Origin of the sequence: Nocardia sp. CC227C (genome assembly GCF_030767025.1) — a bacterium.
Taxonomy (GTDB): Bacteria; Actinomycetota; Actinomycetes; order Mycobacteriales; family Mycobacteriaceae; genus Nocardia.
In genome coordinates, this window is the sequence record NZ_JASITE010000011.1 from 114,634 (window position 1) to 137,474 (window position 22,841).

Genomic DNA, 22,841 nt, shown 5'->3' on the forward strand with positions numbered 1-22,841 from the left:
CAGTTCTCCCAACAGAAGGAGCGATCGATGCGGTTGCGCTCGATAGGCTTGCGTCTCGCGGTACCCCTGGTGGCCGTCGCCGTGGCGGCCACCGGCTGTGCGGGCGGCGACGACAGCGCGCCCGAAGGGGCGGTCGCCGAACTCGGCACCACCAACGACATCAATCCGCGCCCGGTGAGCGACCTGCGCGACGGGGGCAACCTGCGGCTCGCGGTGAGCGCCATCCCGGAGAACTGGAACGCGCTGTCCAACGACGGCAACGATGCCGAGATCGCGGGCATCCTGCGGCCGATGATGCCGCGCGCCTTCCACACCGATGCGGCGGGCGAACTTTCGGTCAACACCGACTACTTCACCAGCGTCGAGTTGACGAGCACCGAACCGCAGCAGGTTACCTACACCATCAACCCCGAGGCGGTCTGGTCCGACGGCAGCCCCATCACCTGGGAGGACATCCGCTCCCAGGCCGAGGCCATGAGCGGCAGGAACACCGAGTTCCTGATCGCCGCGCCCAATGGCTTCGATCGCGTCGAGAAGGTCGAGCGCGGCGTGGACGACCGCCAGGCCGTCATCACCTTCGCCAAGCACTACGGCGAGTGGAAGGGTCAGCTCGCGGGCAACAGCTTCCTGTACCCGAAGTCGGTCACCGAAACGCCGGAGGCGTTCAACAAGAGCCTCGTGGACGGCATCACCCTCACCGCCGGACCGTTCAAGGTGCAGTCCGTCGACCGCGCCGTCAAACGCATCGTCCTGGACCACAATCCCGCCTGGTGGGGTGACAAGCCCAAGCTCGACACCATCACCTTCAGCGTGCTCGACAGTGCGGCGCGGCTGCCCGCGTTGCAGAACAACGAGATCGACGCGACGGGCATCGCCGACCGGGATGAACTCAAGACCGCGCAGAGCACCCCGGGAGTGGCGATCCGCCGGGCACCGGGCAATTCCTGGACCCACCTCACCTTCAACGGCGCGCCCGGCTCGATCCTGGAAGATCCGGAACTGCGGGTGGCGATCTCCAAGGCGATCGACCGCCAAGGCATCGCGACGGCCATTCTCAACGGGCTCGTGGAGAACCCCAAGCCGCTCGACAACCACGTCTACCTGGTGGGTCAGAAGGGCTACCAGGACAACGCCCTCCCCTTCGATCCGGCCGCCGCGGCCCAGGAGCTCGACGCGCTCGGGTGGAAGCTCAACGGCGAATTCCGGGAGAAGGACGGCCGCATCCTGGAAATCCGCGATGTCATGTACAACTCCGACACCTGGGTGCAGGTGGCACAGATCATCCAGCAGAACCTCGCCGCCGTCGGCGTCAAACTCACCATCGACACCAAACCCGGCCAGGGCTTCTTCACCGATGTGATCCAGCCGGGCAATTTCGACGTCGGCCAATGGGCTTGGGTGGGCGATCCGTTCCCGTTCAGCAGTCTGCCCCAGATCTACGGGTATTACCCGGGCAACCTGCAGGGCAACTACGGTCGCATCGGCTCCCCCGAACTCAACGATCTGATCGAACAGACTCTGTCGGAACTCGATCCGGAGAAGGCCGTCGAACTGGCCAACCAGGTCGACCGGATGGTCTTCGAGGAGGGTCATTCGCTGCCGCTGTGGCAGTCGCCGGGCAATGTCGCGGTGCGCGACAACCTCGCCAATTACGGTGCCGCAGGCCTGGCCTCCTACGACTACACGAAAATCGGCTTCTTGAAGTGAGGTTCCGGGGCCATCCGCTGGCCTATCCGGTAGTCGTGACGATCGGCGCCCTGGCGATGTGCTTCGCCTGGGCGCCGTTCGGCGATATGGAGCTGCGTGGACTGCTGGCGGCGTTGGTGCTGATCATCCTGGGCTACACCGGATTCCGGGTCGGCTACGCGCTGCGCAGCACGGCCGGGATCGGTGCCGGAATGACCGCCCGGCGGATTCGGCAGCAGTTCCGGCTGGTGAGCCGGTCGTGGTTGGAGTGCACCACGGATGGGCGAACACTGTGGGTGCCCGTCTATTTCGATCCGGCGCTGATGACACTGACACCCACCCGCGTCGGAATGGACGGACGGGCCATCCGTCTCGGCGAGCTGCGGGTGTATCCCGCTGGCCGGAGCCGGAATTCGGAGCCGGTGGGGCGGCTCGTCGACAATCCCTCGCGGCCGGACCCGGACGGCGGCGAACTCGCCGCCACCGCCGCTCGCTGGCGTCGCCGCCTGCTGCTCGACGCCCAGCCGGCCGTGGTGGCTCCGTTCGTCGGGCTGTTCTGGGTGTACGTGGCGGGCGGCGGGACGCTGGCGTTCGTGGCGGTCACGGTGGTGGCGGGGACGACGGTCACCTGGCTGAGTGCGGTGCGGGGGTCGGATCCGAGTTGAGGTCAGTGCGGGTCGGGGCGGGGTGGGACGTGGGGCCAGGGGGGTTGGCGGGTGGAGCCGTAGCGGGTGAATTCGGCCGGGTCGTGCGGGAATCCGGCGGCGTGCAGGAGTTCGCGCAGTTCGGTGAGGTGTTCGGGGCGCATGGGTTTGCGGACGCAGGCGGCGCCGAGAGAGGCGACGTCGCCGCGGACGTAGACGCGGGCGTCGTAGAGTGATTCGCCCAGGGCGTCGCCGACGTCGCCGCACACCACCAGGCGTCCCGCCTGCGCCATGAGCGCGCTCATCGGGCCGCTGTCGCCGCCGACCACGATGTCGACGCCCTTCATCGAGAAGCCGCAGCGCGGCCCGGCATTGCCCTCGATGACCAGCAGGCCGCCGTGTGCGGTCGCGCCCGCCGACTGGGCGGCGTCGCCGCGCACCCGGACCAGGCCCGACATCATGTTCTCGGCCACGCCGACATCGGCGTCGCCGTTGACGGTGATGGCGGCGCGCTGGTTCATGCCCGCGCAGTAGTAACCGACGGGGCCGTCGATGGTGACGGCCATATCGCGGTACAGGCCGCAGGCCAGGGCGTGCGCGCCGCCCGGGTTGGCGACCAGCACGCCCCGGGGTGCGTTCGGTGACATGAGCAGGGCGTTGACCGCCCGCGTGCCGAGCGTGGCGAGATCGAGGGTGGTGTCGGCCGGATCCATGACAACGGTGTTCACTGTTGCCGCCCCACATACACCTTCCGCTTCGACAACGACGGCGAGCCCGTCCCCTCGGGCGGCGAAGGGGAGGGCGGTCCGGGCTACTGCTGGGTGCGGCGGGCGGCCTTCTCGGCGGCTTCCGCGGCGTCCATCGCGTTCGCCTCTTCGAGAGTCGGTGCGCTGCCGCCCAATCGGGCGGGCACCCAGTACGCGCCGGGCTCGTGCACATAATCCCGCTGCACGTCGAGCAGCATGTCCTGCATGGTCGAGCGCAGCGTGGCGGTCAGCTCCGCGGCGGGTTCGAACGGCGCGATGGGCGCACCGACCTTGATGGAGATGGGAGTGTTGGTGCGGCCCAAACGCTTCGGGAACCCCTTGGTCCACACCCGCTGCGCACCCCAGATCACGATCGGGATGATCGGCACCCCGGCCTCGATGGCCATGCGCGCCGCACCCGACTTGAAGTCCTTGATCTCGAAACTGCGGGAGATGGTGGCCTCCGGGTAGACGCCGACCAGCTCTCCGGCCCGCAGCCGCTGCACCGCCTCCTGGTAGGAATCCGCGCCCGCCGACCGGTCCACCGGAATGTGCTTGAGCGCCCGCATGATCGGCCCGGAGATGGAATTGTCGAAGACTTCCTTCTTCGCCATGAACCGGATGTAGCGCTTGGCGGTGCGCGCGGGCAACCCGGCGTAGGTGAAATCCATGTAGCCGGTGTGGTTGATGGCGATGACCGCACCGCCCTCGGCGGGAATGTGCTCGTCGCCGGTGACGGTGAACTTCAGGCCCTGCAGCGCGAACACGGTGCGGGCCAGCCCGATGATCGGGAAGTAGACGGGTTCCACAGTTCAGCTAGCGTAGTCGCTGCCGGAGCTGGTACCAGTGACCCAGGCAACATCGATCGTCGGCTGTGACACCAAAGCGGCCGCGGGGACACGAAAGAGGTTCGCAGGAGTGGGAAACGCCCAGACAGCGCCGCGTGACCATGGCCGCCGGGGGCTGCCGGACGTCGCGACGCGGCGGCGCATCCTGTTCGGCGCCGCAGCGGTGGTGTCGGCGGCCGTGCTCGCGGGCTGCGATTCCGTCTCGGGCATACCGGGCGACGATCCGGCGCCCGCCGACCCGACGCGGGTCACCACCACGACCGCCGCCACCACGACGACCAGCGGCGACACGCCCGGGAATACCCCGGCGGAGAATTCCGGCGACACCGCGGCCGTCGGGGCGTGGGTGGCGGATCTGCGAGCCGGGGACATCGACGCGCTCACGGAGAAGTGCTGGACCATCGCGCCGTCGAATGTGGCGGCCATGTACGCCGAGCCGGAACCGATTCTCGCGGCGTTGGAGAACCCGCCGGTGCGTGGCGAATCCGGGGTGATCTGGAGCGGCGCGGCCGTCACGGTGGTGGCCTCGGATCGCACCCTCGCCACCGATTACGCGTGTCCGCGCGTCTACCGCAGCGGCAACGACCTCGGATTCGACAACGAACTCGGATTCAACGGTGCGGACGCGCGGCACACCGTGCGCCGCTACCTGGCGCGGTTCACCGGCGAGCCCCTCGCCCGCGAGGATCAGGAGGGCACGCACCCGCTGGTCTGCGCCGCCACGCCGGGCAGCTGGGATCCGGAGCAGACCGGTCGGGCCACGACGCCGCCGCTGGCGCTCAACCCCGGACAGCTCACCGGCGTGACGTCCTTCATAGACCAGTCCATCGAGTCCGCATGGCCCGACGGCGGCTACATCACGGTGTCCGTACCGGTCACCAATGCGGCCGGTGTACAGCAGAAACGGACATTCACCCTGAAGTCCGGCGACGAGGGTTACTGCATCGGCGACGTTTCTCCCTAACCAGTACGCTGGGTGGCTGGTAACGGTCAGGGAGGAAGAAGCTCGTGCAGATCACCAGCGTCGGACACGCCGGATTCCACATCCGAACCGCGGCGGGGACGATCCTCTGCGATCCATGGGTGAACCCGGCGTACTTCGGATCGTGGTTCCCGTTTCCCGACAACACCCGGCTGGACTGGGACGAACTGGGCAACTGCGATTTCCTCTACGTCTCACACCTGCACCGCGACCACTTCGACGCCGAGCACCTCACCGACAAGGTCAACAAGGACGCCACCGTCCTGCTGCCCGACTACCCGGTGCCGGATCTGAAACGCGAACTCGAGAAGCTCGGATTCCACAAGTTCGTGGAGACCGAGGACTCGGTCAAGCACACCGTCACCGGCCCGAACGGCGGTGAGCTGGATGTCATGATCATCGCGCTGCGCGCGCCCGCCGACGGACCCATCGGCGACTCCGGCCTGGTCGTCTCCGACGGCGAGACCGTCTGCTTCAACATGAACGACGCCCGGCCCGTCGACATGGACGTGCTGCACGAGCAGTTCGGGCATGTGGACATCCACCTGCTCCAGTACTCCGGGGCCATCTGGTACCCGATGGTCTACGACATCCCGAGCCGCACCAAAGCCAATTTCGGCAAGCAGAAGCGGCAGCGCGGCATGGACCGGGCCCGCTCCTACATCGAACAGGTCGGCGCGACCTGGGTGGTGCCCTCGGCCGGGCCGCCGGTCTTCCTCGACGACGAGCTGCGCTACCTCAACGACGACCGCGGCGACGAGGGCAATATCTTCCCGGACCAGATGGTGTTCCTGGAGCAGATGGAGATCCACGGCAACAAGGGCGGGATCCTCATGATCCCGGGCTCCACCGTGGACCTGCGCGGCAAGGATCTGCTCGAGCTCTCGCACCCGGTGTCGCCGGAGACCATCTACGGCGACAAGGCCGCCTACATCGAGGACATGGCCCAGCGCATGGCTCCCGTGCTGGCGGCCGAAAAGGCTTCCTGGGCAACGGGAGACGAGCCGCTGCTACCGCAGCTGAAGGAACTCTTCGAGCCGATCATGGCGCAGAGCGACCTCATCTGCGACGGCATCGGCTACCCGGTCAGCCTGGTCATGGGCGAGGAGACCGTGGTGCTGGACTTCCCCCAGCGCATCGTGCGTGCGCCCATCGAGGGAGAAGGCAAGCACCGCTACGGCTTCCGCATCGACCCGCGGCTGGTGCGCACCGTGCTGCGCGACAACGAACCCGACTGGGTGAACACCATCTTCCTGTCGACGCGCTTCACCACCTGGCGCATCGGCGGCTACAACGAATTCCTCTACACGTTCTTCAAATGCCTCACCGATGAGCGCATCGCCTACGCCGACGGCTGGTTCGCCGAAGCGCACGACGACTCCGCCTCCACCGAACTCGACGGCTGGGAGGTACAGCGCCGCTGCCCCCATCTGAAGGCCGACCTGTCGAAATTCGGTGTGGTCGAAGGCAACACCCTCACCTGCAACCTGCACGGCTGGCAGTGGGACCTCGAATCCGGCCGCTGCAAAACCTCCAAGGGCCACGAACTCCGTTCCCGCAAGCTCTGATTCGCGCGGGGGAAATGGTGGCGGGGCCTACTCGCACGATGCCGCCACCGGTTCCCCCTGCCCGAACGGTCCTCGTCACGGGCGGGTGCGCGCCGCGAGGATGACGGCGACGAAGGTGAGGGCGCAGCCCAGGACGGCGGTGGCGGACAGGCCGGGGCCGGTGGGGACCGCCACGTCCAGGACCAGCGACATGAGCAGCTGTCCGGCCACCGAGGTGAGGCCGAGCAGCAGAACGCCGATCCAGCGCACCACCAACACGGCCAGCGCGATGAAGGCGACGCCGATCACGCCGCCGACGTACAACCACGGCTCGGCGGGAAACCCGGTGGGCCAACCGGTTCCGGCCAGCAGCACCGCTTCGACGACGACCAGCCCGGCGGTGCCGGTCAGGAAATTCGCCAGCGTCGCCGTCGGCGGTCCGCCCACGGCCCCCACCCGTCCGTTCACCGCCTGCTGCCAGGCCACGCCGAAACCGGCCAGCAGCGGCAGCGCGATCAGCAGCAGGTGCGGGCCGCCACGTAGGGATTCCGGCACCGACAGCCCGCCATCGGCCCCGCCGTGGCGTCCCGCCACCGACAGCAGCACCGCCGCCAGCGCCAATCCCGCACCCGCGGCCCGCAGCGCGGTCACCGGGGTGCGCCCGGCGGGACCCACCCCGAAGCGGTCCACCACCAGACTGCTCACCAACTGCCCCGCCACCACCGCCACCGTGAAGGCCGTGACCCCGATGGCGGTCACCGTGAGCCCCTGGCACGCCACGAAGAACGCCCCGCACAGTCCACCCAGCAGCTGCCACCACCGCAGCCCGCCGCTCGCCAGCGCCCACCGCACCTCCCCGACACCCGCCCGCAGCCGACCGCTCACCGCGAACGCCACCCCGAGCACCGCCAGCCCCGTCCCGAAACTGATCACCGCGGCGGCGATCCCGTCCCCCAACCGCTCCCCCAGCTCCCCATTGATCCGCGCCTGCCCCGCCACCGCCGCGCCGATACAACCCCCGAACACCAACCCGATCCGCCGCCGCATCGCCATTCGCCCGATTGTGCCCGCAAAGCCCGGGACAATAGTTGGTGGATGACACGTCCTATCGGTACCGAGGAGGCAGGGATTGTCGGAGGCCGACGATTCGCGGCTCCACGGCTACGGCACCGAACCCGCCGGAACGATCCACTGAACCGATTGCCCGGTCACCTCGGCGATCAGATCGAAGTCGCGATCGTAATGAACGACGACCGCCCGATGAAACTCCGCCGTCGCGGCTATAAGGAGATCAGCGATGCCCACCGCGCGATGGTGACCACGTACGACAAGCTCACGCTGGACCCACCGCGCCCGATTGGTAATCGAGTGGTTCAGCGCGAGTTCGCGGTACAGCGCACGGCGATCGGCATCGACGGAATCGAACTCGGCGAGATTCCTGGCGCTGAATCCGATTTCGAGATCGACGACCGGACTGGTGGCGAGCGTGCCCCGCTCGTCGAGGGACTGCAATGCCCCCATCACCGTCGCATGTCTCGGCACCCGGGCGAGCGCACTCTTGTCGATCAGGTAGAGATCGGTCACTCCCAGGCGCTCGCCATGACCGACGCGTCTCCGAGGTCGGGACCGCCCGCGCTGTTCAGCAGGCGGCGACGACGTTCAGCCTTCTGTTCCGCAGCCTCGATCACCGCGGCCAGTGCGCCGTGGATCGTGTCCTTCTTCGTCTTCGTACCCAGCACGGCGGCTGCCCTCTTGGTCAGGTCCGGATCGAGATCGATCACCGTTTTCATGGCCACCACCTCCGCAATATATATCGAGTGTATCTTCGGGACCTTTGGATTCACCGTAGACGACCGACCACCCCGAATTACTGCCGTCGACCGTCGGGACATGCTTCGTCATCGGACATCGTGCGGTTCGCTCACGCGCGGGGGGAGCCAGGCGGGGACGAGTAGCGCGGTGACGAGGATCGGGACACCGAGCAGGGCGACGGTGGGCGGGATCGGGAGCCGGCTGGAGGCCAGGGCCACGAAGCCGAAGACGGCCAGCGAGAAGACCTCCTCCAGCAGGCCCGATACCGAGGTCACCGTCGCTCGGGCCGGACCCTCGATGGCGTCCTGGAGGCGGGCGGCCGCCACCACGCCCGCGTTGTAGACGATGCCGTACGCGATGCCGATGGCGGTGAAACCCGCGATGGTCAACGGGTACACCGCCTCGGGTCGGTGCGCGGCCGCACCCGGCAGCAGCGCGCCGCCGATGAACAGGACACCACCGACCGCCAAGGCGGTGGCCATGGTGCGGGCGCGCATTGCCTCGGTGCGACCCGCGAGGGTGGAGCCGAGGAGAGCGCCGGTCACCGTGAGGCCGACCAGTAGCGCCGTGGCCCACGGGGGTACGCCCGCATCGTCGGCGAGCAGGGCGAAGTACTCGTCGAACGCGGTCATGCCGTAGAGCAGCGCGCCCAGGAACAGCGCGTGACGCACCGGCCGGATCCGCACCGCCTCGCCCAGACCGGCGCGGAGCATGAATACGTAGCGGCCGAGGACCGATCCGGGTGCGGCCGAGAGCTTCCCGGCATCGGAGATTCCGGCCGTCCCGGCAGTGGATTCCGCGACCGTCCCGGCGGCGGATTTCGCGACCGTCCCGGCAGTGGATTTCGCGACCGGCCCGGCAGTGGATTCCGCGACCGTCCCGGCAGTGGATTCCCCGGCCGTCCCGGCCACGGACTGCATGCGGTGGTGCGGCGCGCTGCCGGAGTCGCCGGCGTGCGGGTGCGGTGGGGCGGGTTCGTCCGCGTCCGCCAACTCCTGGGCCGCCTCGGTGGTGACGGTTCTCGGGGCGGCGGGGAGGGTGAGGGCCAGGGCGGTGTGCAGGGCCGCGATGGCGACGCTGGCCCAACCGACCAGGGCGTAGCCGCCCCAGGCGTAGAGCGGGGCGGCGGCCAGGATGCCCAGCAGGGCGGCGGCCTCGGAGGCGGCGCGGGTGTAGCCCATGATGCGGGCGTAGTCGGCGGTCTCGCCGCGGGCGGCGAGTTCGTCGTAGACGAGGGCCTCGAAGGTTCCCGACTGCAGCGCGCCCGCGGTGCCCCACAGAACGAAGCCCAAGGCGAAACCGAGATACGACGGGAACAGCGTCCACGTGCCGAAACCGGCCACCAGCAGCACACCGCCGACGAGCAGCAGACCCCGGCGCGACACCGTGTCGGCCCACGCGCCCGAGGGCACCTCCAGCAGGAAGGCGGTCGCCGACCAGATGGCCAGCAGCCCGGAGATCTGCGCGGTGGACAGCCCGTGATCAGCGAAGATCAGGGCGTAGAACGCATAGAGCGGAATGAGATCGGCGGAGCCGCAGAACAACACCGCGCGCACCGCGAGTCCGGAACCCGGGCCACCGGTACGCGCTGAGCCGACAACTCAACAGGCATATACGAGCAAACGCATGTGCTCAGCGTTGCCCGCCGCCCACGCCTTCGTCAAGCGGATTATCCACCGGCACCCAGCCGTTGCCGGGCTCCACGCCCGCGCCGACCAGTCCGTTGCGCTCGTTCAGATCATTGATGAGCTCGGCCACCGGCTGCGAATCGCTGTAGTGATACCCCTGCGCCAACGCGAAACCGAGCTCGGTCAGCACCGCCGCCTGATACTCGGTCTCCACGCCCTCGGCGATCACCTGGAGGTCCAGCGACTTGCTCAGCGCCGCGATCACGCCCAGCAGCGGCGGCGCGGGCGAATCGGAGCGGATGGCGGCCACGAAGGACTGGTCCACCTTGAGAATGTCGCTGGGCAGCGTGGCCAGGCGGCTCAACGACGAATAGCCGGTACCGAAATCGTCGATGGCGATCCGCACGCCGCGATCGCGCAACGCGTGCAGATTCGCGATGGCCGTCTCGGATTCGGCGGCCAATTCGCTCTCGGTCACCTCGAGCACCAGTTGATCGGCGGGCCAGCCGGTATCGGCGAGAATCCCGGACACCCGCTCCGCGTACTCGCCCTGCGTCAACTCCAGGCCGCTCACATTCACGTTCAGCGTCAGGTCCAGCTGCGCGAAGGTCTCCTGCAACCGCGCCGCGTCCGCGCACGCCCGGCGCAGCACCAGCTCGTCCAGATCGGAGATGAGGTCGTACTCCTCCGCCACCCGGATCAGGCCCTCGGTGGTGACCTCCGGCTGCGCGTGCGACGACCAGCGCAGCAGCGCTTCCACGCCAACGGCTTTCGCGCCGCCCTCACCCAGGGTGACTATCGGCTGGTACTGCACGTCCAGCGCGCCGCGGTCGATGGCCTCGCGCAGCTCCACCGCCAGCGGCAGCTGCCGTGAGGACTCCAGCACCGTGCGATTGCGGCCCGCCTGCTTGGCCCGGTACAGGCCCACATCCGCGCGGCTCACCAGCAGCGACCCGGACTCGCCCGGCTGCCAGGAGGTGACGCCCGCCGAACAGCCGGTGGTCACCGCCGCCCGCAGCTGCTCGGTGAGCAGAATCGCGGCCTGCTCGGTGGTATTCGGCAGCAGCAGCGCGAACGCGTCACCGCCGTAGCGGGCCAGCCGCTGATCGGGGGTCAGCAGTTTGGACCAGGTGTCGCCCACGCGTTGCAGCACCGCGTCACCGGCGCGATGCCCGAGATGGTCATTGATCTTCTGGAAGCGGTCGAGGTCCACCAGCACCAGCGCCAGTCCCTGACCGGTGCGGCCCGCCTGCGCGATGGCCACATTCAGCGCGCGATCGAAGCCGCGCCGATTCAGCAGACCCGTCAGCACGTCGATATCGGCGTCGGCGGCCATCCGGGTGAGGATGCCGACCACGATGCCGACACCCACCGTGATGCCCGCCGGAATGAGACCGGACCACCACGGCAGCCCGCGCGAGGGCACCACCCACAGGCAGGCCACCACCGCGAAGGTCAGATGCGCGGCCAGCCAGCGCCAGCTGAAGAAGATGGCGGCATCGCAGGCGACGAAAACATAGAACGCCGCCAAGGTGATAGCGCCGACGGTATTCGGAAACCAGTGCACCGCAACGGTCACCAGCACCGTCGCCACACCCACGTACACGTGATGCGCGGAATGCGGCATCCGCGGACCCCAGATGAGCAGACTGATTCCCAGCAGCAGCGCCATGAACGCCGCGGTACCCACCAGCGGCCGATTGCCCTCGTCACCGGGAGCGATGGCAGTGATCATCAGACCCAGGACCCCGCCCATGACGTAGAACGCCCCGGTGGTCCGAGCCATGACCATCGCTGTCGCCAGCGCCGATGCGGTCCGCACCCGCGTTCGGGTATCGCCGCGAGACCCGATTCCTCGCACGGTGCATAGCCTAGACACAGTCGTGACCTGTGGTAGACACAACCGGCCGAATCGACACGCGGAGGCGCGAACCGGTGGTTACCGCGCGAGTTCGGCTGATCAGCGCGACGGCTTCAGCAACTCGGTTCCGACGAACGGGACCAAGGCGGCGGGAACGCGGACCGAACCATCGGCCTGCTGATGGTTCTCCAGAATCGCGACGATCCAGCGCGTGGTCGCCAGGGTGCCGTTCAGAGTGGCGGCGATCTGCGGCTTGTTGTTCTCGTCGCGGTAGCGCACATTCAGCCGCCGCGCCTGGAAAGTCGTGCAGTTCGAGGTCGAGGTGAGTTCGCGATAGGTGCCCTGGCTCGGCACCCACGCCTCGCAGTCGTATTTGCGCGCGGCCGAGCTGCCCAGATCACCGGCCGCCACGTCGATCACGCGGTACGGCACCTCGATGGCGGCCAGCATTTCCTGTTCCCAGGCCAGCAGCCGCTTGTGCTCGGCGTCCGCGTCCTCCGGCTTGGCGTAGACGAACATCTCCACCTTGTCGAACTGGTGCACGCGGATGATGCCGCGGGTGTCCTTGCCGTAGCTGCCCGCCTCGCGGCGGAAGCACGACGACCACCCGGCATAGCGCTTCGGGCCCGCGCTCAGATCCAGGATCTCGCCCTGGTGGTAGCCGGCGAGGGGCACCTCCGAGGTGCCGACCAGGTACAGGTCGTCCTCCTGGAGGTGGTAGACCTCGGCGGCGTGCTGGCCCAGGAAACCGGTGCCAGCCATGACCTCCGGGCGGACCAGCACCGGCGGGATCATCATGCTGAAACCGTTGGCGGTGGCCCGCTGCGCGGCCAGCTGGAGCAGGCCGAGCTGCAGCAGTGCGCCGTAGCCGGTGAGGAAGTAGAAGCGCGCGCCCGACACCTTCGCGCCGCGCTCCATATCGATCAGACCCAGCGCCTCGCCGAGTTCCAGGTGATCGCGCACCTCGAAATCGAACTCGCGCGGGGTGCCGACGGTGTCGAGCACGATGTAGTCGTCCTCGCCGCCCGCGGGCGCGCCCTCCTGCACCACATTCGACAGCGCCCGCTGCGCGGCCTCGAGGTCGGCGTTGGCGGCGTGCTCGGCCGCCTCCGCCTCCTTCACCTTCGCCGATAGCTCCTGCCCGTGCGCCAGCAGCGCGGGCCGCTCGTCCGGGGACGCCTTGCCGACCTTCTTGCCCAGCGCCTTCTGCTCGGCGCGCAGACCGTCCGCGGCGGCGACGGCGGCACGCCGGGCCGCGTCGGCCGCCAGCAGGGCATCCACCAGGGCCGGGTCCTCACCGCGCGCCCGCTGCGAGGCGCGGACCACATCGGGATTCTCCCGCAGGAATCGAAGGTCGATCATGGGTAAAGCGTAGAGGGCCGGGTCCACCCAATTCAGGCCGCCTCTCCGGGACCCGCGCGCCGCGCCCGCCGCGCGTGGTGCTCGGCAGACGGCGCGAGCGCCGTCGGCGGCCGCGCACGCACGTTGCGCGCCTCACCCTGAAACTTCAGCGCACGGCCGAGCGCCGTGGACCGTCGTGCACGCGAGGACTGTGCCGCCTCCGCCGAATGCCGCCTCCCACGGTCAGCGCACGGCCGATCATCGTGCCGAGGGCTGTGCCGCCTCGCCCGCATGCCGCCTCCCACGAATCCGCGGCGCGCGGCCGATCGTCGTGCACGCGAACTGTCCGCCTCCCTCGAATCCGTGGCGCACCGTGTGCCGAAGATCGCCGGTACGCGTGCCGACGGTTGGGCGTTGGAGGGATTCGGGCGTACGCGGGCAGTTGTGCCGAGCCTTGTGAAATCGGGCGTCACGGTTTCCCGCCGTCCCGCATAGTGGGTGCACGCGATCCGTCGGCGCTGCGTCAGCTAGGAGTCACCATGCCCGAATCCGTGCAGGACACTGTGGATTTCATTGTCGTAGGAGCCGGGTCGGCGGGGGCCGCGCTGGCGGCGCGGCTGAGTGAGCGGGACGGGCTGCGGGTGGCGGTGCTGGAGGCCGGGTCGGCCGACAAGGACAAGTTCATTCGGATTCCGGCCGGGTTCGCCAAGCTGTTCGAGGGGCCGAACGACTGGAACTACCGCACCGAGCCGCAGCCCACGCTGAGCGGGCGGCGCATCTACTGGCCGCGCGGCAAGGTGCTCGGCGGCTCCTCCGCCATGAACGCCATGATGTGGGTGCGCGGGTTCGCCGCCGACTACGACGACTGGGCCGCCGAGGCCGGACCCGGCTGGTCGTTTCAGCGGGTGCTGCCGTACTTCCGGCGGATGGAGCAGGTGCAGGACGCGCCCGGGGAAGGCGGACCGCTGCACATCTCCAGGCAGCGCAGCCCGCGCACCCTGACCAGCGACTTCCTGCGGGCGGCCGCCGAGGCCGGATACCCCATCGAGCAGGCGAATGCCGATGAGCCACAAGGGTTCTCCGAAACCATGGTGACCCAGAAGCGGGGCGCGCGATGGAGCACCGCCGACGCCTACCTGCGGCCCGCGATGCGGCGGCGCGGCCTCGAGGTGCGCACCGACGCGCAGGTCACGCGCATCCTGTTCGAGGGCGACCGGGCCGTCGGCGTCGAATACCGCCGCGACGGGCAGACGCAGCGGCTGCACGCGCGACGCGAGGTGATCCTGAGCGGCGGTGCGATCAATACGCCGCAGCTGCTCCTGCTCTCGGGCGTCGGCGATCGGGAACAGCTGTCCGACTTGGGGATTCCGGTGGTGCACCACAGTCCCGAGGTGGGGCGGAACCTGCGCGACCACCTGGTCGCGCCCATTGTCTACCGCACCCGCGACGGCAGCCTCTTCACCGCCGAACGAGTGCCGGAGCTGGTGAACTATCTGCTGCGACGGCGCGGCATGCTCACCTCCAATGTGGGTGAGGCGTACGGCTTCGTGCGCAGCCGCGACGAACTCGAACTGCCCGATCTGGAACTCATCTTCGGCCCCGCGCCGTATGTCGGTGAGGGGCTGATCGACCCCGTGGGGCACGCCGTCACGCTCGGGGCCATCCTGCTGCGGCCCGCCAGCAGCGGGACCATCACCCTGAACTCCACCGACCCGTTCACCGCGCCCCGCATCGACCCCCGCTACTGCACCGACCCCGACGGCCTCGACCGCGCCGCCCTGCTCGCCGGGCTGCGCACCTGCGTCGAACTGGCACACATGCCGGCGCTCAAACAGCACATCGGGGAACTCATGCAACCCGACGTCCCCGCCGACACCCCGCTGGACGAGATCCTGCGGCGCTGCCTCGAGGACCACTCCCACACCCTCTACCACCCGGTCGGCACCTGCCGCATGAGCGCCGACGACAGCGGCGTCGTCGACCCCGAACTCCGCGTCCGCGGCATCCAGGGCCTCCGCGTCGCCGATGCCTCGGTCATGCCGGTCATCATCCGCGGCCACACCCACGCCCCGGCGGTGCTCATCGGCGAAAAGGCGGCCGACCTGATCGCGGGGTAGCGCAGCCCCGCGGGTGACCCACCGGGTACGCCCGGAATCGGCTCGGCATCCGCCCGTCGGCACGCGTGCACGACGGTCGGCGGCACCCGAGCCACGCGCCGAAGTCCCGGAGAGGCGGCACAGCACGTGGCGAAGGGTGGGTTCGCGCTGCCATGATGGAGCGCGATGTCCGCATACGTGCCCCCGGAACCCAAGCGGCCCGCGCCGCCCGCGCGCAGGAAGCCGAGCGCCCGCGACAAGGTGCTCGGTCCGATGCGCGCCGTCGTCGACCGGGGACCGCTGTCCGCGCCGACGCTGCGGTGGGGGCTGCTGGCCGTCGCGGTCGGGGCGATGGTGGCCGCGCTGGTGACGCTGTTCGTCAGCGGGTTCGACCACGGGAAGGTGGAGGCGCACAGCCCGTCCGGGCCGCAGCCCACCGGTGCGGTGGCGGGCGCGGCCTTCGGGACCGCCAAGACCGGCGACTGCCTGACCTGGAGCAAGTCCAATGCCAGCGACCTGCAGAAGGTGGACTGCGGCAGCAAGCATCTGTTCGAGGTGACCGCCGACGTCGATCTGAGCAAGTACCCGGGGCGGGAATTCGGGTCCGGATCCCGCTTCCCGGACTCGCTGCGCTTCTCCGAACTGCGCGACGAACACTGCGTCTCCGCGGCGCAGCGCTACCTGGGCGGCAAGTTCGACCCGCGCGGCAAGTACGTGGTGGGCCTGATCAACCCCGGCGAGGCGGGCTGGCAGGCGGGCGAACGCACCCTGCGCTGCGGGTTGCAGGCCGCGGCCAGCACCGGCACGGCCGTGCACGCCACCAGCGGCAGCGTCCGCGACAACAACCAGTCCAAGATCTACGAGGTCGGCGCCTGCATCGGCATCAACCGCAACCTGCCCACCGATCAGGTGGACTGCGCCCAGCCGCACGCCTTCGAGATCGTCTCCACCGTGGACCTCGGCGCGCACTTCACCGGCGGCCCGCCCAGCAAGGAGGACCAGGACAAGTACATGGAGGAGCAGTGCGCCACCGACTCCACCACGTACCTCGGTTCCCCCGAGGCGCTGCGCAACAAGACCCTCACCCTGTTCTGGGACTTCCTCGACACCCGCAGCTGGCTGGCCGGCAGCCGCAGCCTCAACTGCATGGTCGGCAAGGGCTCGGACCAGGAGGGTTTCGCGGCCATCACCGGTTCGGCGCGCGGCGACATCCTCATCGACGGACAGGCCCCCGTGCCGCCGCCGAACAACGGCCGCTACACCCCGCCGCCGCTGCCGGGCGCGCCGCCGCCGAACCTGCCGCCGCCGCGGTGATCGGGTAGCGCATGCCGGTAACCATGTCCGACGACCGTTTCGAGGAACTCGTCGGCGACGCCCTGGACCTGATTCCGCCCGAACTGGCCAAGGCCATCGACAATGTGGTGATTCTCATCGAAGCGCGCAGCGCCGAGGATCCGCATCTGCTCGGGCTGTACCACGGGATTGCCCTCACCGATCGGGACTTCAGCCACTACGGCGGCGCATTGCCGGACACCATCACCGTCTACCGCGAGGCCATCCTGGACATGTGCCACACCGAAGAAGAGGTGGTGGAGGAGGTGGCGATCACAGTGATTCACGAGATAGCGCACTATTTCGGGATTGACGACGACCGCCTCCATCAGCTGGGATGGGGCTGACGCCGTAGGTGTGCTCCAGATTTGCTGGAACCGATAGCGCCCGCGGTGCGTCCAATCTCTCGTAGGGGGCCGTCGGGTCTCCGGGGGCAGCTGGCGGAAGGAGCGCTCGAGCATGGTTGGCCACGTCCTCGTGCAGCCGGAGGTCGTCCTCGCGGCGGCCGCCGAACTCGATCTGCTGGCCGAGCGGTTGGCGGCGGTCGCCACCGCGGCCGGACCGACCACGCATGTCCTACCGTCCGGCACCGAAGAGGTGTCGCTGCTCGCGGCCGGACACTTCAACCACGCCGCGCTGAGCCATGACCGCGCGATCGCGCAAGGTGTGCTGGAACTGCACCACGCCGCCGCGACGCTACGCGGCCAACTCGCCCAGTACCTCGCGCAGGACGCCATCCGCGCGGTCGGCATCGCCTCGATCCCGGTGTAGGGGGAACCGATGACGCTGGGAATCACCGGGGTGTTCTGGCTGCCGCGCATGGCCGAGGTCAACTCGGTCACGCTCAATGCGGGCGCGCACGCCATTCCGATCGCCGCCGCCTCCACCTCGTGGAGCGCCATCACGGCCGCCTGGGTGGACGCCACCACCACCGTGGCCCGGGTCATGGCCGAGATCGGCGTCGGGTTGCAGGGCATCAACGGACTCAATGTGCTGGGACGGCTCGGCGGATTCACGGTATGGGCCGAACAGCAGGGCGTGATGGCCGCGACCCTGGCCGCCAAGACCGCCGCCAACGCCACCGCGTACACCGTGGCGTCCATCGCCATGCCGAGCCTGCCGGAGATCGCGGCCGTGGAGGCGGCGCGGATCGCCGCGCACTCCACCGGCGGCGCGCTCAACGGCAGCGCGCAGGCCGCCGAGGCCGCCAAACTGGCCCTGGACATCCGGGCCGCGCTGGTCATGGAGACCTACGAGGCCGCAACCACCGCCATCGTCACCACACCCGGTGAATTCCTGATGCCGCCGCCCATCGCCATGGGCGCGGGATCGGCCGACCCGGCCGCCGCCGCGCAGTCGTTCGGCGACAGCGGCAATCCGGTGCAAACGGCGCTGGCCGCGGCGACCGCGCTCGCCAACAACCCCGGGGTGATGAGCGCGGTCTCGCAGGCCACGCAGTTCGCCGGAAGCGCGGCGACCACCGGCGTGAGCACGGCGGGCAATGTGGCGGGCACGGCGATCTCCGCCGTGGGCAATGCGATCCAGGCCGGGAACGGTGTGAACTCGATGCCGGTGACGGCCGGGGGCGGAGCCGCCGCGGCGGTCGGCATCGGCGGTATGGCCGCGGCGACGCACGCGGTGTCCTTCGGCGGGGGCGGCGGCACCGTGAGCATCGGCAATGGCGCGGGCAGTCTGCGCGTGCCGGAGGGCTGGGGTGCGGGATCCGGATTCGGTGCGGGCGCGCCGACCGCTGCCGCACCGGTCGGCGACCCGGCCGCCGCCGCCCGTACGGAGGCCGCCGCGCCCGTGCGCTCGAATACCGCCGGCAGTCCGCTGCTGGGCAATCAGGCCCGCGACGACGAGGAGCAGACCCGGGACAGCAGCGGCTACGGCCGCTCGGCCGACCATTTCGCCGACGGCCGCGTCATCGCGCCCGCCGTCATCGGAGCCGCGCCGGAGGCCGCCGAGTGACCGTGCTCGGCGCGGGGCGCGGACCGTCCCTGCTGGGGGCGGTCACCCTGTCGCTGGACGAGATGCAGTGCCTGCTGGAGACCTCGGCGCTCGACGACATGCCGGTGGTGCTGGACACCATGGGCCGCTACGACACCGCCGCCGAGCACGACCGCGCCATGGCGGCGGCCGCCGCCGAGCTTGCCGACCGCGGCCTGCTCGCCGGTGACGAGGTGCATCCCGAACTGGCCGAACGGCTTCGAGTGCTGAACCGGCCGCACTGGGAGGTGGCCGCACGCTGGTACGTGGGCGCGTCGATCCATCGCCTCTGCCTCGCCAAGGGCGACGACATCGCGGTGATCGCCCTGCGCGGTCCGCACTCCTATGTCATCGACCAGGCGGGCCACGACCTGCCCGGCACCATCATGGCCGCCCTCGGCCCCGCCGAACCGCTGGAATTGGAGGGGATGAACGCGCCCACGGCGGATCTGGTCCCCATCTTCGACGACACCAGCGACGCCGCCGCCACGGCCGAACGCCTTGCCCGCGTGGTCAATCCACCCCGAGACGCCGCCGCTCTCGCCGCGGCGCTGGTGCAGGTGCACTCCTACGCCGAGATCGTCGCCGTGGTCCACGGCGACGGCACCCGCGATGTCACCCCCGATCACATCGCCGTCTTCAACACCCGGCACGGCCGCTTCCTCGCCACCGCGAGCCCGGCCGACGACGGCGTGAAGTGGACCGCCCTCAGCACCGGCACCCCGGCCCGCTTCCGCGCCGCGCTCGCGCACCTCATGGCGGATCTGCCGCTGCGCCAGGAGTTCCGGCCCCCGGGCATGCCGAGCTGAATCGCGGGGGGACGGTGGCCGGTCCGACTCCTCACCGCCGACACAGGGTGCTCCGACGTGGCCGGGACTCACCGCCGGTGCGAGACAACCGCGGCGGTATGACCACCGGGCGCATGAACCGCCCGCCGTTTCCGATCAACCACCAGGACTCGACACGGCACGGCGGCACCGTCACCCCTGCCGCCGACCCCTCGGTGCCGGGTGACCACAGGACGGGCATCGGCCTCGTCGCTGTCGCGGCCTATCCGGTGGCGGCGCAGCTGCGGATGCGGTTGCACACCGGATGCCGGAGGCGCGGCCCCTCCGCCTCCGACTCCGATCGGCGGGATGGTCAACCCATGGGGTCGTCGCCGGTGGGAGACGTGTTCTCGCCGAAGGGCGGGGTGTAGCGGCCCCAGCGGGTGCAGGTCCAGCCGCCGTCCGGGGTGGGCAGCAGTTCGATGGTCTCGGTGTTGTCGAGGTGATTGTTGGCCGCGAAAAGTCTCGGGATGCCGGTGAGTTCGCGGGACACCAGGCGCATGGCGGCCCCGTGGCTGACCACCACGATATCGGTGGAGTCGGCGCTCGTGAGGTACTCCGCGCGTAGCTGTTCCAGGGTGGGGACGTAGCGGGAGAGCACGTCGTGGCCGGACTCGCCGCCGGGCACGCGGGCGGACAGGTCGCCCGCATGCCATTTGTGGTAGATGCCCTGGAAGATCAGGTGCGCGGCAGTCGAATTCGAGCCCTCCAGCTCACCGAGCTGCACCTCCTGCAGGTCGGCCAGTACTTCGAGGCCGACGCCGGTGGCCTCCTCGATGTAGCCGCCGGTCTGGCGGGCGCGCAACGCCTCGGAGGAGAACAGCCGCCGCGGCGGCACCGCCAGTGTGGAGCCGAAGGTCTTCGCCTGCGCCACACCGCGTTCGGTGAGCGGTAGGCCCGGCACCTTGGTGTCGAGGATCTTGGCGACATTGCCCTCGGTCTCCCCGTGCCGCACCAGGATGAGTTTGCCCGTCACAGGTCCGCCACCCCCTTCTTCAGATCGGCAAGCCAGGCCGCCGCGGGTTCGTCCGGCGGCGGCGGTGCGCCGGTCGCCGAGGTCGCGGGCCAGGACCCCAGGTAGCGGATCCGGGCGGCGGTGCGGTGCAGCGCCTTGAGCGCCTCGGCGACCGCGGTGTCGTCGATATGTCCGACGCAGTCCAGGTAGAACCGGTAGGTGCCCATGCCGGTCCGGGTGGGCCGGGATTCGATGCGCGTGAGATCGATTCCCCGCGTGGCGAATTCCGCGAAAGCGCGCATGAGCGAACCCGGTTTGTTGGCCAGTTCCAGCACGATGGAGGTGCGGTCCGCGCCGGTCCGGCGCGGCGCGGCCTGCGGGCGGCTCACCAGGACGAAGCGGGTGACGGCCTGATCGTGGTCGGCCACGCCGTCGGCGAGCACCGCCAGGCCGAGCCGCTCCCCCGCCAACGCGGTGGACACGGCCGCGTCGGCGTGCCCGTTCGCCACATCCTCGGCGGCCGCGGCATTGGAGGCGGAGGTGTAGGGCCGCGCGTCCGGCATCCGGTGCGCCAGCCACATCCGCACCTGCGCCGCCGCCACCGGATAGGCCGCGATCGTGCGCACCTGCGCCAGCTCGATACCCGGGCGGCCCAGGATCGTGAAGGCCACGTCGAGTTCGGTCTCGGCGATGATCTGCAGGCGCGGTCCGACCGCGAGCGCGTCCAGGGTCGGCGCGATCGACCCCTCCACGGAACTCTCGATGGGCACCACCGCGGCCACCGCGTCCCCGGCCCGGACGAGTTCGATGGCCGCCCCTTGACTGGATGCGGGGACGCGCTCGACCGGCCCGTCGAAGGCTCCGGCGGACTCGAGTTTCGCGAGGGCCATCTCGGTGAAGGTTCCCGACGGCCCGAAGTAGGCGATGCGCGGCACGTTAACGAGATTACTTGCGTACGCGCCCGCACTTCACCGATTGCCGGTCGGGGGGTAGCGCACCGGACACCCTCGGGACAGCCGCGACCCGCGCGCCACGGTCGCGGGGTCGGGGCACACCGCGTCCGAACAGCCGGGTCGCTCGGACGTCCGAGTAGCCGGGTGACCCCGGTGTCCGGGTCGCTCGGTCGCGGATTGCGGCAGGCCGCGTCCGGAGCGGCTCGGTCGTCGGCCGGGCGGCTCGCACCAGCCCGTTCGCGCCGAAACGCGACGGCCGAGGGAGGCTCAGGCGGTCGCGGCTCCCCGGTTCAGCACCGCGAGCGCGTCCGTCACCGCGTCGCAGTCCGCTGTCTCGATGGCGAGCAGCACCTCGCGAAGCGCCGCGACGGCGGCCGGTTGCAGGCCGGTCAGGAAGGGGATAGCGGGGTTCGCCAGCGCGCTCGGGATGTCCTCGCCCATGAGCGCGGCCACGGTTGCCGCGACGATGCCGACCGCACGCTCCCCGGAGTCGGTGCGGGCCACGAACCCGGAGTCGGAGTGGGCGACGCGCACCAGGAATTCGGCGACGGCCGCGTCGGAGGCCGTCAGATCCAATATCTCGATCTCGGGATGCACGACGCCGACCGGCCGCACCAGCTCCTCGATCAGGCCGCGTTCGGGGCGCGGCGGCACCGACAGGGTCAGCGGGATCGGCTCGGGTGCGGGCGAATCGTGCGACACCGGCTCACGGTAGCGGCCGCCACGCCGTCGGTGGCAAGTTCCCGCTTGCATTGGCGACCTACGTCACTTAGCTTAGGTTTACCTAATTCTTCCTGGAGGTGTGTATGCCCCACCCGGCACCGGCCGCTGTCGCCCCCAATACCGCCGAACGTGTGCACAGCGCCTGCGCCCATGCCGAACAGGCCATGCTGGCCCTGCCCGGCCTGGACCCCATCCCCACCGCGGTGCATCTGCTCCGGCAGTGCGGGGATGCCGTCATCGCCGTACCCATGACCTCCACGGCCGCCATGCTCATCGCCAACTCCGGCAACACCGGCTCCCCCGCCGTCCTCGAACTCACCGACCACGCCCCCCTGCGCCTGCGCGAACCGGTGCGCGCGCTGGTCTGGCTGCGCGGCTGGGTGCGCGCCGTGCCCGCCCACGCCCAGCGCGCCCTGGCCGCCCACGTCGCCGAGGACCATCCGCACCCCAACCTGCTCGACGTCGGCCACACCTCCACCCTGCTGCGCCTGGTGGTCGACTCCGCCGTGGTCGCCGACACCACCGGCGCCGAATCGGTGTGCCGCGACGGACTGCGCGCCGCCCGCCCCGACCCCTTCTGCGGCATGGAGGCGGCCTGGCTGCAGCACATGCAGGCCGACCACGCCGACGTCATCGCGCAACTGGCCCGTCGCATTCCCGCCCACCTGCGCCGCGGGCACATCCACCCGCTCGCCATCGACCGCTACGGCATCACCCTGCGCATCGAGGCCGTCGACCGGGACCACGATGTCCGCCTGCCCTTCGACCATCCCGCCGACGATGTCGACGCGCTCAGCCGAGCCGTACGCGCGCTCGCGGGCTGTGCCATGCGCTCCTCGGCCGCACGCCTGCGGCGCACCATCGACTGACA

General features: G+C 69.9%; 22 protein-coding genes. 11 read left to right on the forward strand and 11 right to left on the reverse strand.

The annotated features are described in order from the left end of the window. Positions 1-27: 27 nt before the first annotated feature. Both QMO76_RS22510 and QMO76_RS22515 read left to right on the forward strand, forming a co-directional pair. Positions 28-1,707 (forward strand): ABC transporter family substrate-binding protein, encoded by a 1,680-nt coding sequence (locus QMO76_RS22510; RefSeq protein ID WP_306363306.1) that lies wholly within the window; start codon positions 28-30, stop codon positions 1,705-1,707. A 35-nt stretch (positions 1,708-1,742) separates the two neighbouring features. Then, positions 1,743-2,351 (forward strand): hypothetical protein, encoded by a 609-nt coding sequence (locus tag QMO76_RS22515; protein ID WP_306363307.1) that lies wholly within the window; start codon positions 1,743-1,745, stop codon positions 2,349-2,351. Between the two features lie 2 nt (positions 2,352-2,353). On the opposite strand, the gene QMO76_RS22520 is transcribed toward QMO76_RS22515, so the two are convergent. Both QMO76_RS22520 and QMO76_RS22525 read right to left on the reverse strand, forming a co-directional pair. Next, positions 2,354-3,043 (reverse strand): protein glxC, encoded by a 690-nt coding sequence (locus tag QMO76_RS22520; protein ID WP_306363444.1) that lies wholly within the window; start codon positions 3,041-3,043, stop codon positions 2,354-2,356. Positions 3,044-3,141: 98 nt separating this feature from the next. Then, complete coding sequence (locus QMO76_RS22525; protein ID WP_306363308.1) at positions 3,142-3,885, reverse strand: 1-acyl-sn-glycerol-3-phosphate acyltransferase; 744 nt, start codon at positions 3,883-3,885, stop codon at positions 3,142-3,144. Positions 3,886-3,994: 109 nt separating this feature from the next. Between QMO76_RS22525 and QMO76_RS22530 the strand changes: the two genes are divergently transcribed. Both QMO76_RS22530 and QMO76_RS22535 read left to right on the forward strand, forming a co-directional pair. Next, positions 3,995-4,888, forward strand: coding sequence for a hypothetical protein (locus QMO76_RS22530; protein ID WP_306363309.1), 894 nt, complete (start codon positions 3,995-3,997; stop codon positions 4,886-4,888). Positions 4,889-4,932: 44 nt separating this feature from the next. Beyond that, positions 4,933-6,474, forward strand: a complete 1,542-nt coding sequence (locus tag QMO76_RS22535; protein WP_306363310.1) for a Rieske 2Fe-2S domain-containing protein — start codon at positions 4,933-4,935, stop codon at positions 6,472-6,474. A 75-nt stretch (positions 6,475-6,549) separates the two neighbouring features. On the opposite strand, the gene QMO76_RS22540 is transcribed toward QMO76_RS22535, so the two are convergent. The 6 genes from QMO76_RS22540 to serS all read right to left on the reverse strand — a co-directional run bounded on the left by QMO76_RS22540 (position 6,550) and on the right by serS (position 13,116). Then, on the reverse strand, positions 6,550-7,506 hold the full coding sequence (locus QMO76_RS22540) for a DMT family transporter (RefSeq protein WP_306363311.1): 957 nt from the start codon (positions 7,504-7,506) through the stop codon (positions 6,550-6,552). A 108-nt stretch (positions 7,507-7,614) separates the two neighbouring features. Beyond that, entirely contained in the window at positions 7,615-8,037 is a 423-nt protein-coding gene (locus QMO76_RS22545) for a PIN domain nuclease (RefSeq protein ID WP_306363312.1), read from the reverse strand. Beyond that, positions 8,034-8,243 carry a type II toxin-antitoxin system VapB family antitoxin gene (locus QMO76_RS22550; protein WP_306363445.1) on the reverse strand — a complete coding sequence of 70 codons (210 nt, stop codon included), beginning with the start codon at positions 8,241-8,243 and terminating at the stop codon, positions 8,034-8,036. Before QMO76_RS22550 ends, QMO76_RS22545 begins: the two co-directional genes overlap by 4 nt. Positions 8,244-8,351: 108 nt before the next feature. After that, positions 8,352-9,821, reverse strand: coding sequence for an MFS transporter (locus QMO76_RS22555; RefSeq protein ID WP_306363313.1), 1,470 nt, complete (start codon positions 9,819-9,821; stop codon positions 8,352-8,354). 76 nt (positions 9,822-9,897) lie between these two features. Next, the gene (locus tag QMO76_RS22560; protein ID WP_306363314.1) at positions 9,898-11,715 is read right to left on the reverse strand and encodes a bifunctional diguanylate cyclase/phosphodiesterase; all 1,818 of its coding nucleotides are present in this window, start codon (positions 11,713-11,715) and stop codon (positions 9,898-9,900) included. A 138-nt stretch (positions 11,716-11,853) separates the two neighbouring features. Then, positions 11,854-13,116, reverse strand: coding sequence for a serine--tRNA ligase (serS, locus tag QMO76_RS22565; protein ID WP_306363315.1), 1,263 nt, complete (start codon positions 13,114-13,116; stop codon positions 11,854-11,856). A gap of 518 nt (positions 13,117-13,634) precedes the next feature. Between serS and QMO76_RS22570 the strand changes: the two genes are divergently transcribed. From QMO76_RS22570 to QMO76_RS22595, 6 genes are all read left to right on the forward strand, one after another. Further along, a complete protein-coding gene (locus tag QMO76_RS22570; RefSeq protein ID WP_306363316.1) occupies positions 13,635-15,212 on the forward strand; it encodes a GMC family oxidoreductase in 1,578 nt (525 codons plus the stop codon). Positions 15,213-15,377: 165 nt separating this feature from the next. Beyond that, the gene (locus QMO76_RS22575; RefSeq protein ID WP_372342045.1) at positions 15,378-16,505 is read left to right on the forward strand and encodes a septum formation family protein; all 1,128 of its coding nucleotides are present in this window, start codon (positions 15,378-15,380) and stop codon (positions 16,503-16,505) included. An 11-nt stretch (positions 16,506-16,516) separates the two neighbouring features. After that, on the forward strand, positions 16,517-16,870 hold the full coding sequence (locus QMO76_RS22580; RefSeq protein WP_306363317.1) for a metallopeptidase family protein: 354 nt from the start codon (positions 16,517-16,519) through the stop codon (positions 16,868-16,870). A gap of 112 nt (positions 16,871-16,982) precedes the next feature. Further along, on the forward strand, positions 16,983-17,294 hold the full coding sequence (locus QMO76_RS22585) for a PE family protein (RefSeq protein WP_306363318.1): 312 nt from the start codon (positions 16,983-16,985) through the stop codon (positions 17,292-17,294). Between the two features lie 9 nt (positions 17,295-17,303). Further along, positions 17,304-18,494, forward strand: a complete 1,191-nt coding sequence (locus tag QMO76_RS22590) for a PPE domain-containing protein (RefSeq protein ID WP_306363319.1) — start codon at positions 17,304-17,306, stop codon at positions 18,492-18,494. Then, positions 18,491-19,321: an ESX secretion-associated protein EspG gene (locus QMO76_RS22595; protein ID WP_306363320.1), complete on the forward strand. Its 831-nt coding sequence runs from the start codon at positions 18,491-18,493 to the stop codon at positions 19,319-19,321. Before QMO76_RS22590 ends, QMO76_RS22595 begins: the two co-directional genes overlap by 4 nt. A 331-nt stretch (positions 19,322-19,652) precedes the next feature. Here the strand turns inward: QMO76_RS22595 and QMO76_RS22600 are convergent, their stop codons facing one another. The 3 genes from QMO76_RS22600 to QMO76_RS22610 form a co-directional block, all read right to left on the reverse strand. Further along, a complete protein-coding gene (locus QMO76_RS22600) occupies positions 19,653-20,315 on the reverse strand; it encodes a histidine phosphatase family protein (RefSeq protein WP_306363321.1) in 663 nt (220 codons plus the stop codon). Beyond that, positions 20,312-21,229 (reverse strand): prephenate dehydratase, encoded by a 918-nt coding sequence (gene pheA / locus QMO76_RS22605; RefSeq protein ID WP_306363322.1) that lies wholly within the window; start codon positions 21,227-21,229, stop codon positions 20,312-20,314. The genes QMO76_RS22600 and pheA overlap by 4 nt, the downstream gene beginning before the upstream one ends. Before the next feature lie 285 nt (positions 21,230-21,514). Then, the gene (locus QMO76_RS22610) at positions 21,515-21,949 is read right to left on the reverse strand and encodes a hypothetical protein (protein WP_306363323.1); all 435 of its coding nucleotides are present in this window, start codon (positions 21,947-21,949) and stop codon (positions 21,515-21,517) included. 104 nt (positions 21,950-22,053) lie between these two features. Here QMO76_RS22610 and QMO76_RS22615 point away from each other — a divergent pair, with 104 nt between their 5' ends. Continuing rightward, positions 22,054-22,839, forward strand: a complete 786-nt coding sequence (locus QMO76_RS22615) for a DUF2470 domain-containing protein (RefSeq protein ID WP_306363324.1) — start codon at positions 22,054-22,056, stop codon at positions 22,837-22,839. Positions 22,840-22,841 lie beyond the last annotated feature (2 nt).

Excerpts from the sequence above, each read along its gene's own strand:
- QMO76_RS22510 (WP_306363306.1), top strand. The coding sequence starts at position 28 with ATGCGGTTGCGCTCGATAGGCTTGCGTCTCGCGGTACCCCTGGTGGCC.
- QMO76_RS22520 (WP_306363444.1), bottom strand. The coding sequence starts at position 3,043 with ATGGATCCGGCCGACACCACCCTCGATCTCGCCACGCTCGGCACGCGG.
- QMO76_RS22540 (WP_306363311.1), bottom strand. The coding sequence starts at position 7,506 with ATGGCGATGCGGCGGCGGATCGGGTTGGTGTTCGGGGGTTGTATCGGC.
- QMO76_RS22550 (WP_306363445.1), bottom strand. The coding sequence starts at position 8,243 with ATGAAAACGGTGATCGATCTCGATCCGGACCTGACCAAGAGGGCAGCC.
- serS (WP_306363315.1), bottom strand. The coding sequence starts at position 13,116 with ATGATCGACCTTCGATTCCTGCGGGAGAATCCCGATGTGGTCCGCGCC.
- QMO76_RS22570 (WP_306363316.1), top strand. The coding sequence starts at position 13,635 with ATGCCCGAATCCGTGCAGGACACTGTGGATTTCATTGTCGTAGGAGCC.
- QMO76_RS22575 (WP_372342045.1), top strand. The coding sequence starts at position 15,378 with ATGTCCGCATACGTGCCCCCGGAACCCAAGCGGCCCGCGCCGCCCGCG.
- QMO76_RS22580 (WP_306363317.1), top strand. The coding sequence starts at position 16,517 with ATGCCGGTAACCATGTCCGACGACCGTTTCGAGGAACTCGTCGGCGAC.
- QMO76_RS22585 (WP_306363318.1), top strand. The coding sequence starts at position 16,983 with ATGGTTGGCCACGTCCTCGTGCAGCCGGAGGTCGTCCTCGCGGCGGCC.
- QMO76_RS22590 (WP_306363319.1), top strand. The coding sequence starts at position 17,304 with ATGACGCTGGGAATCACCGGGGTGTTCTGGCTGCCGCGCATGGCCGAG.
- QMO76_RS22615 (WP_306363324.1), top strand. The coding sequence starts at position 22,054 with ATGCCCCACCCGGCACCGGCCGCTGTCGCCCCCAATACCGCCGAACGT.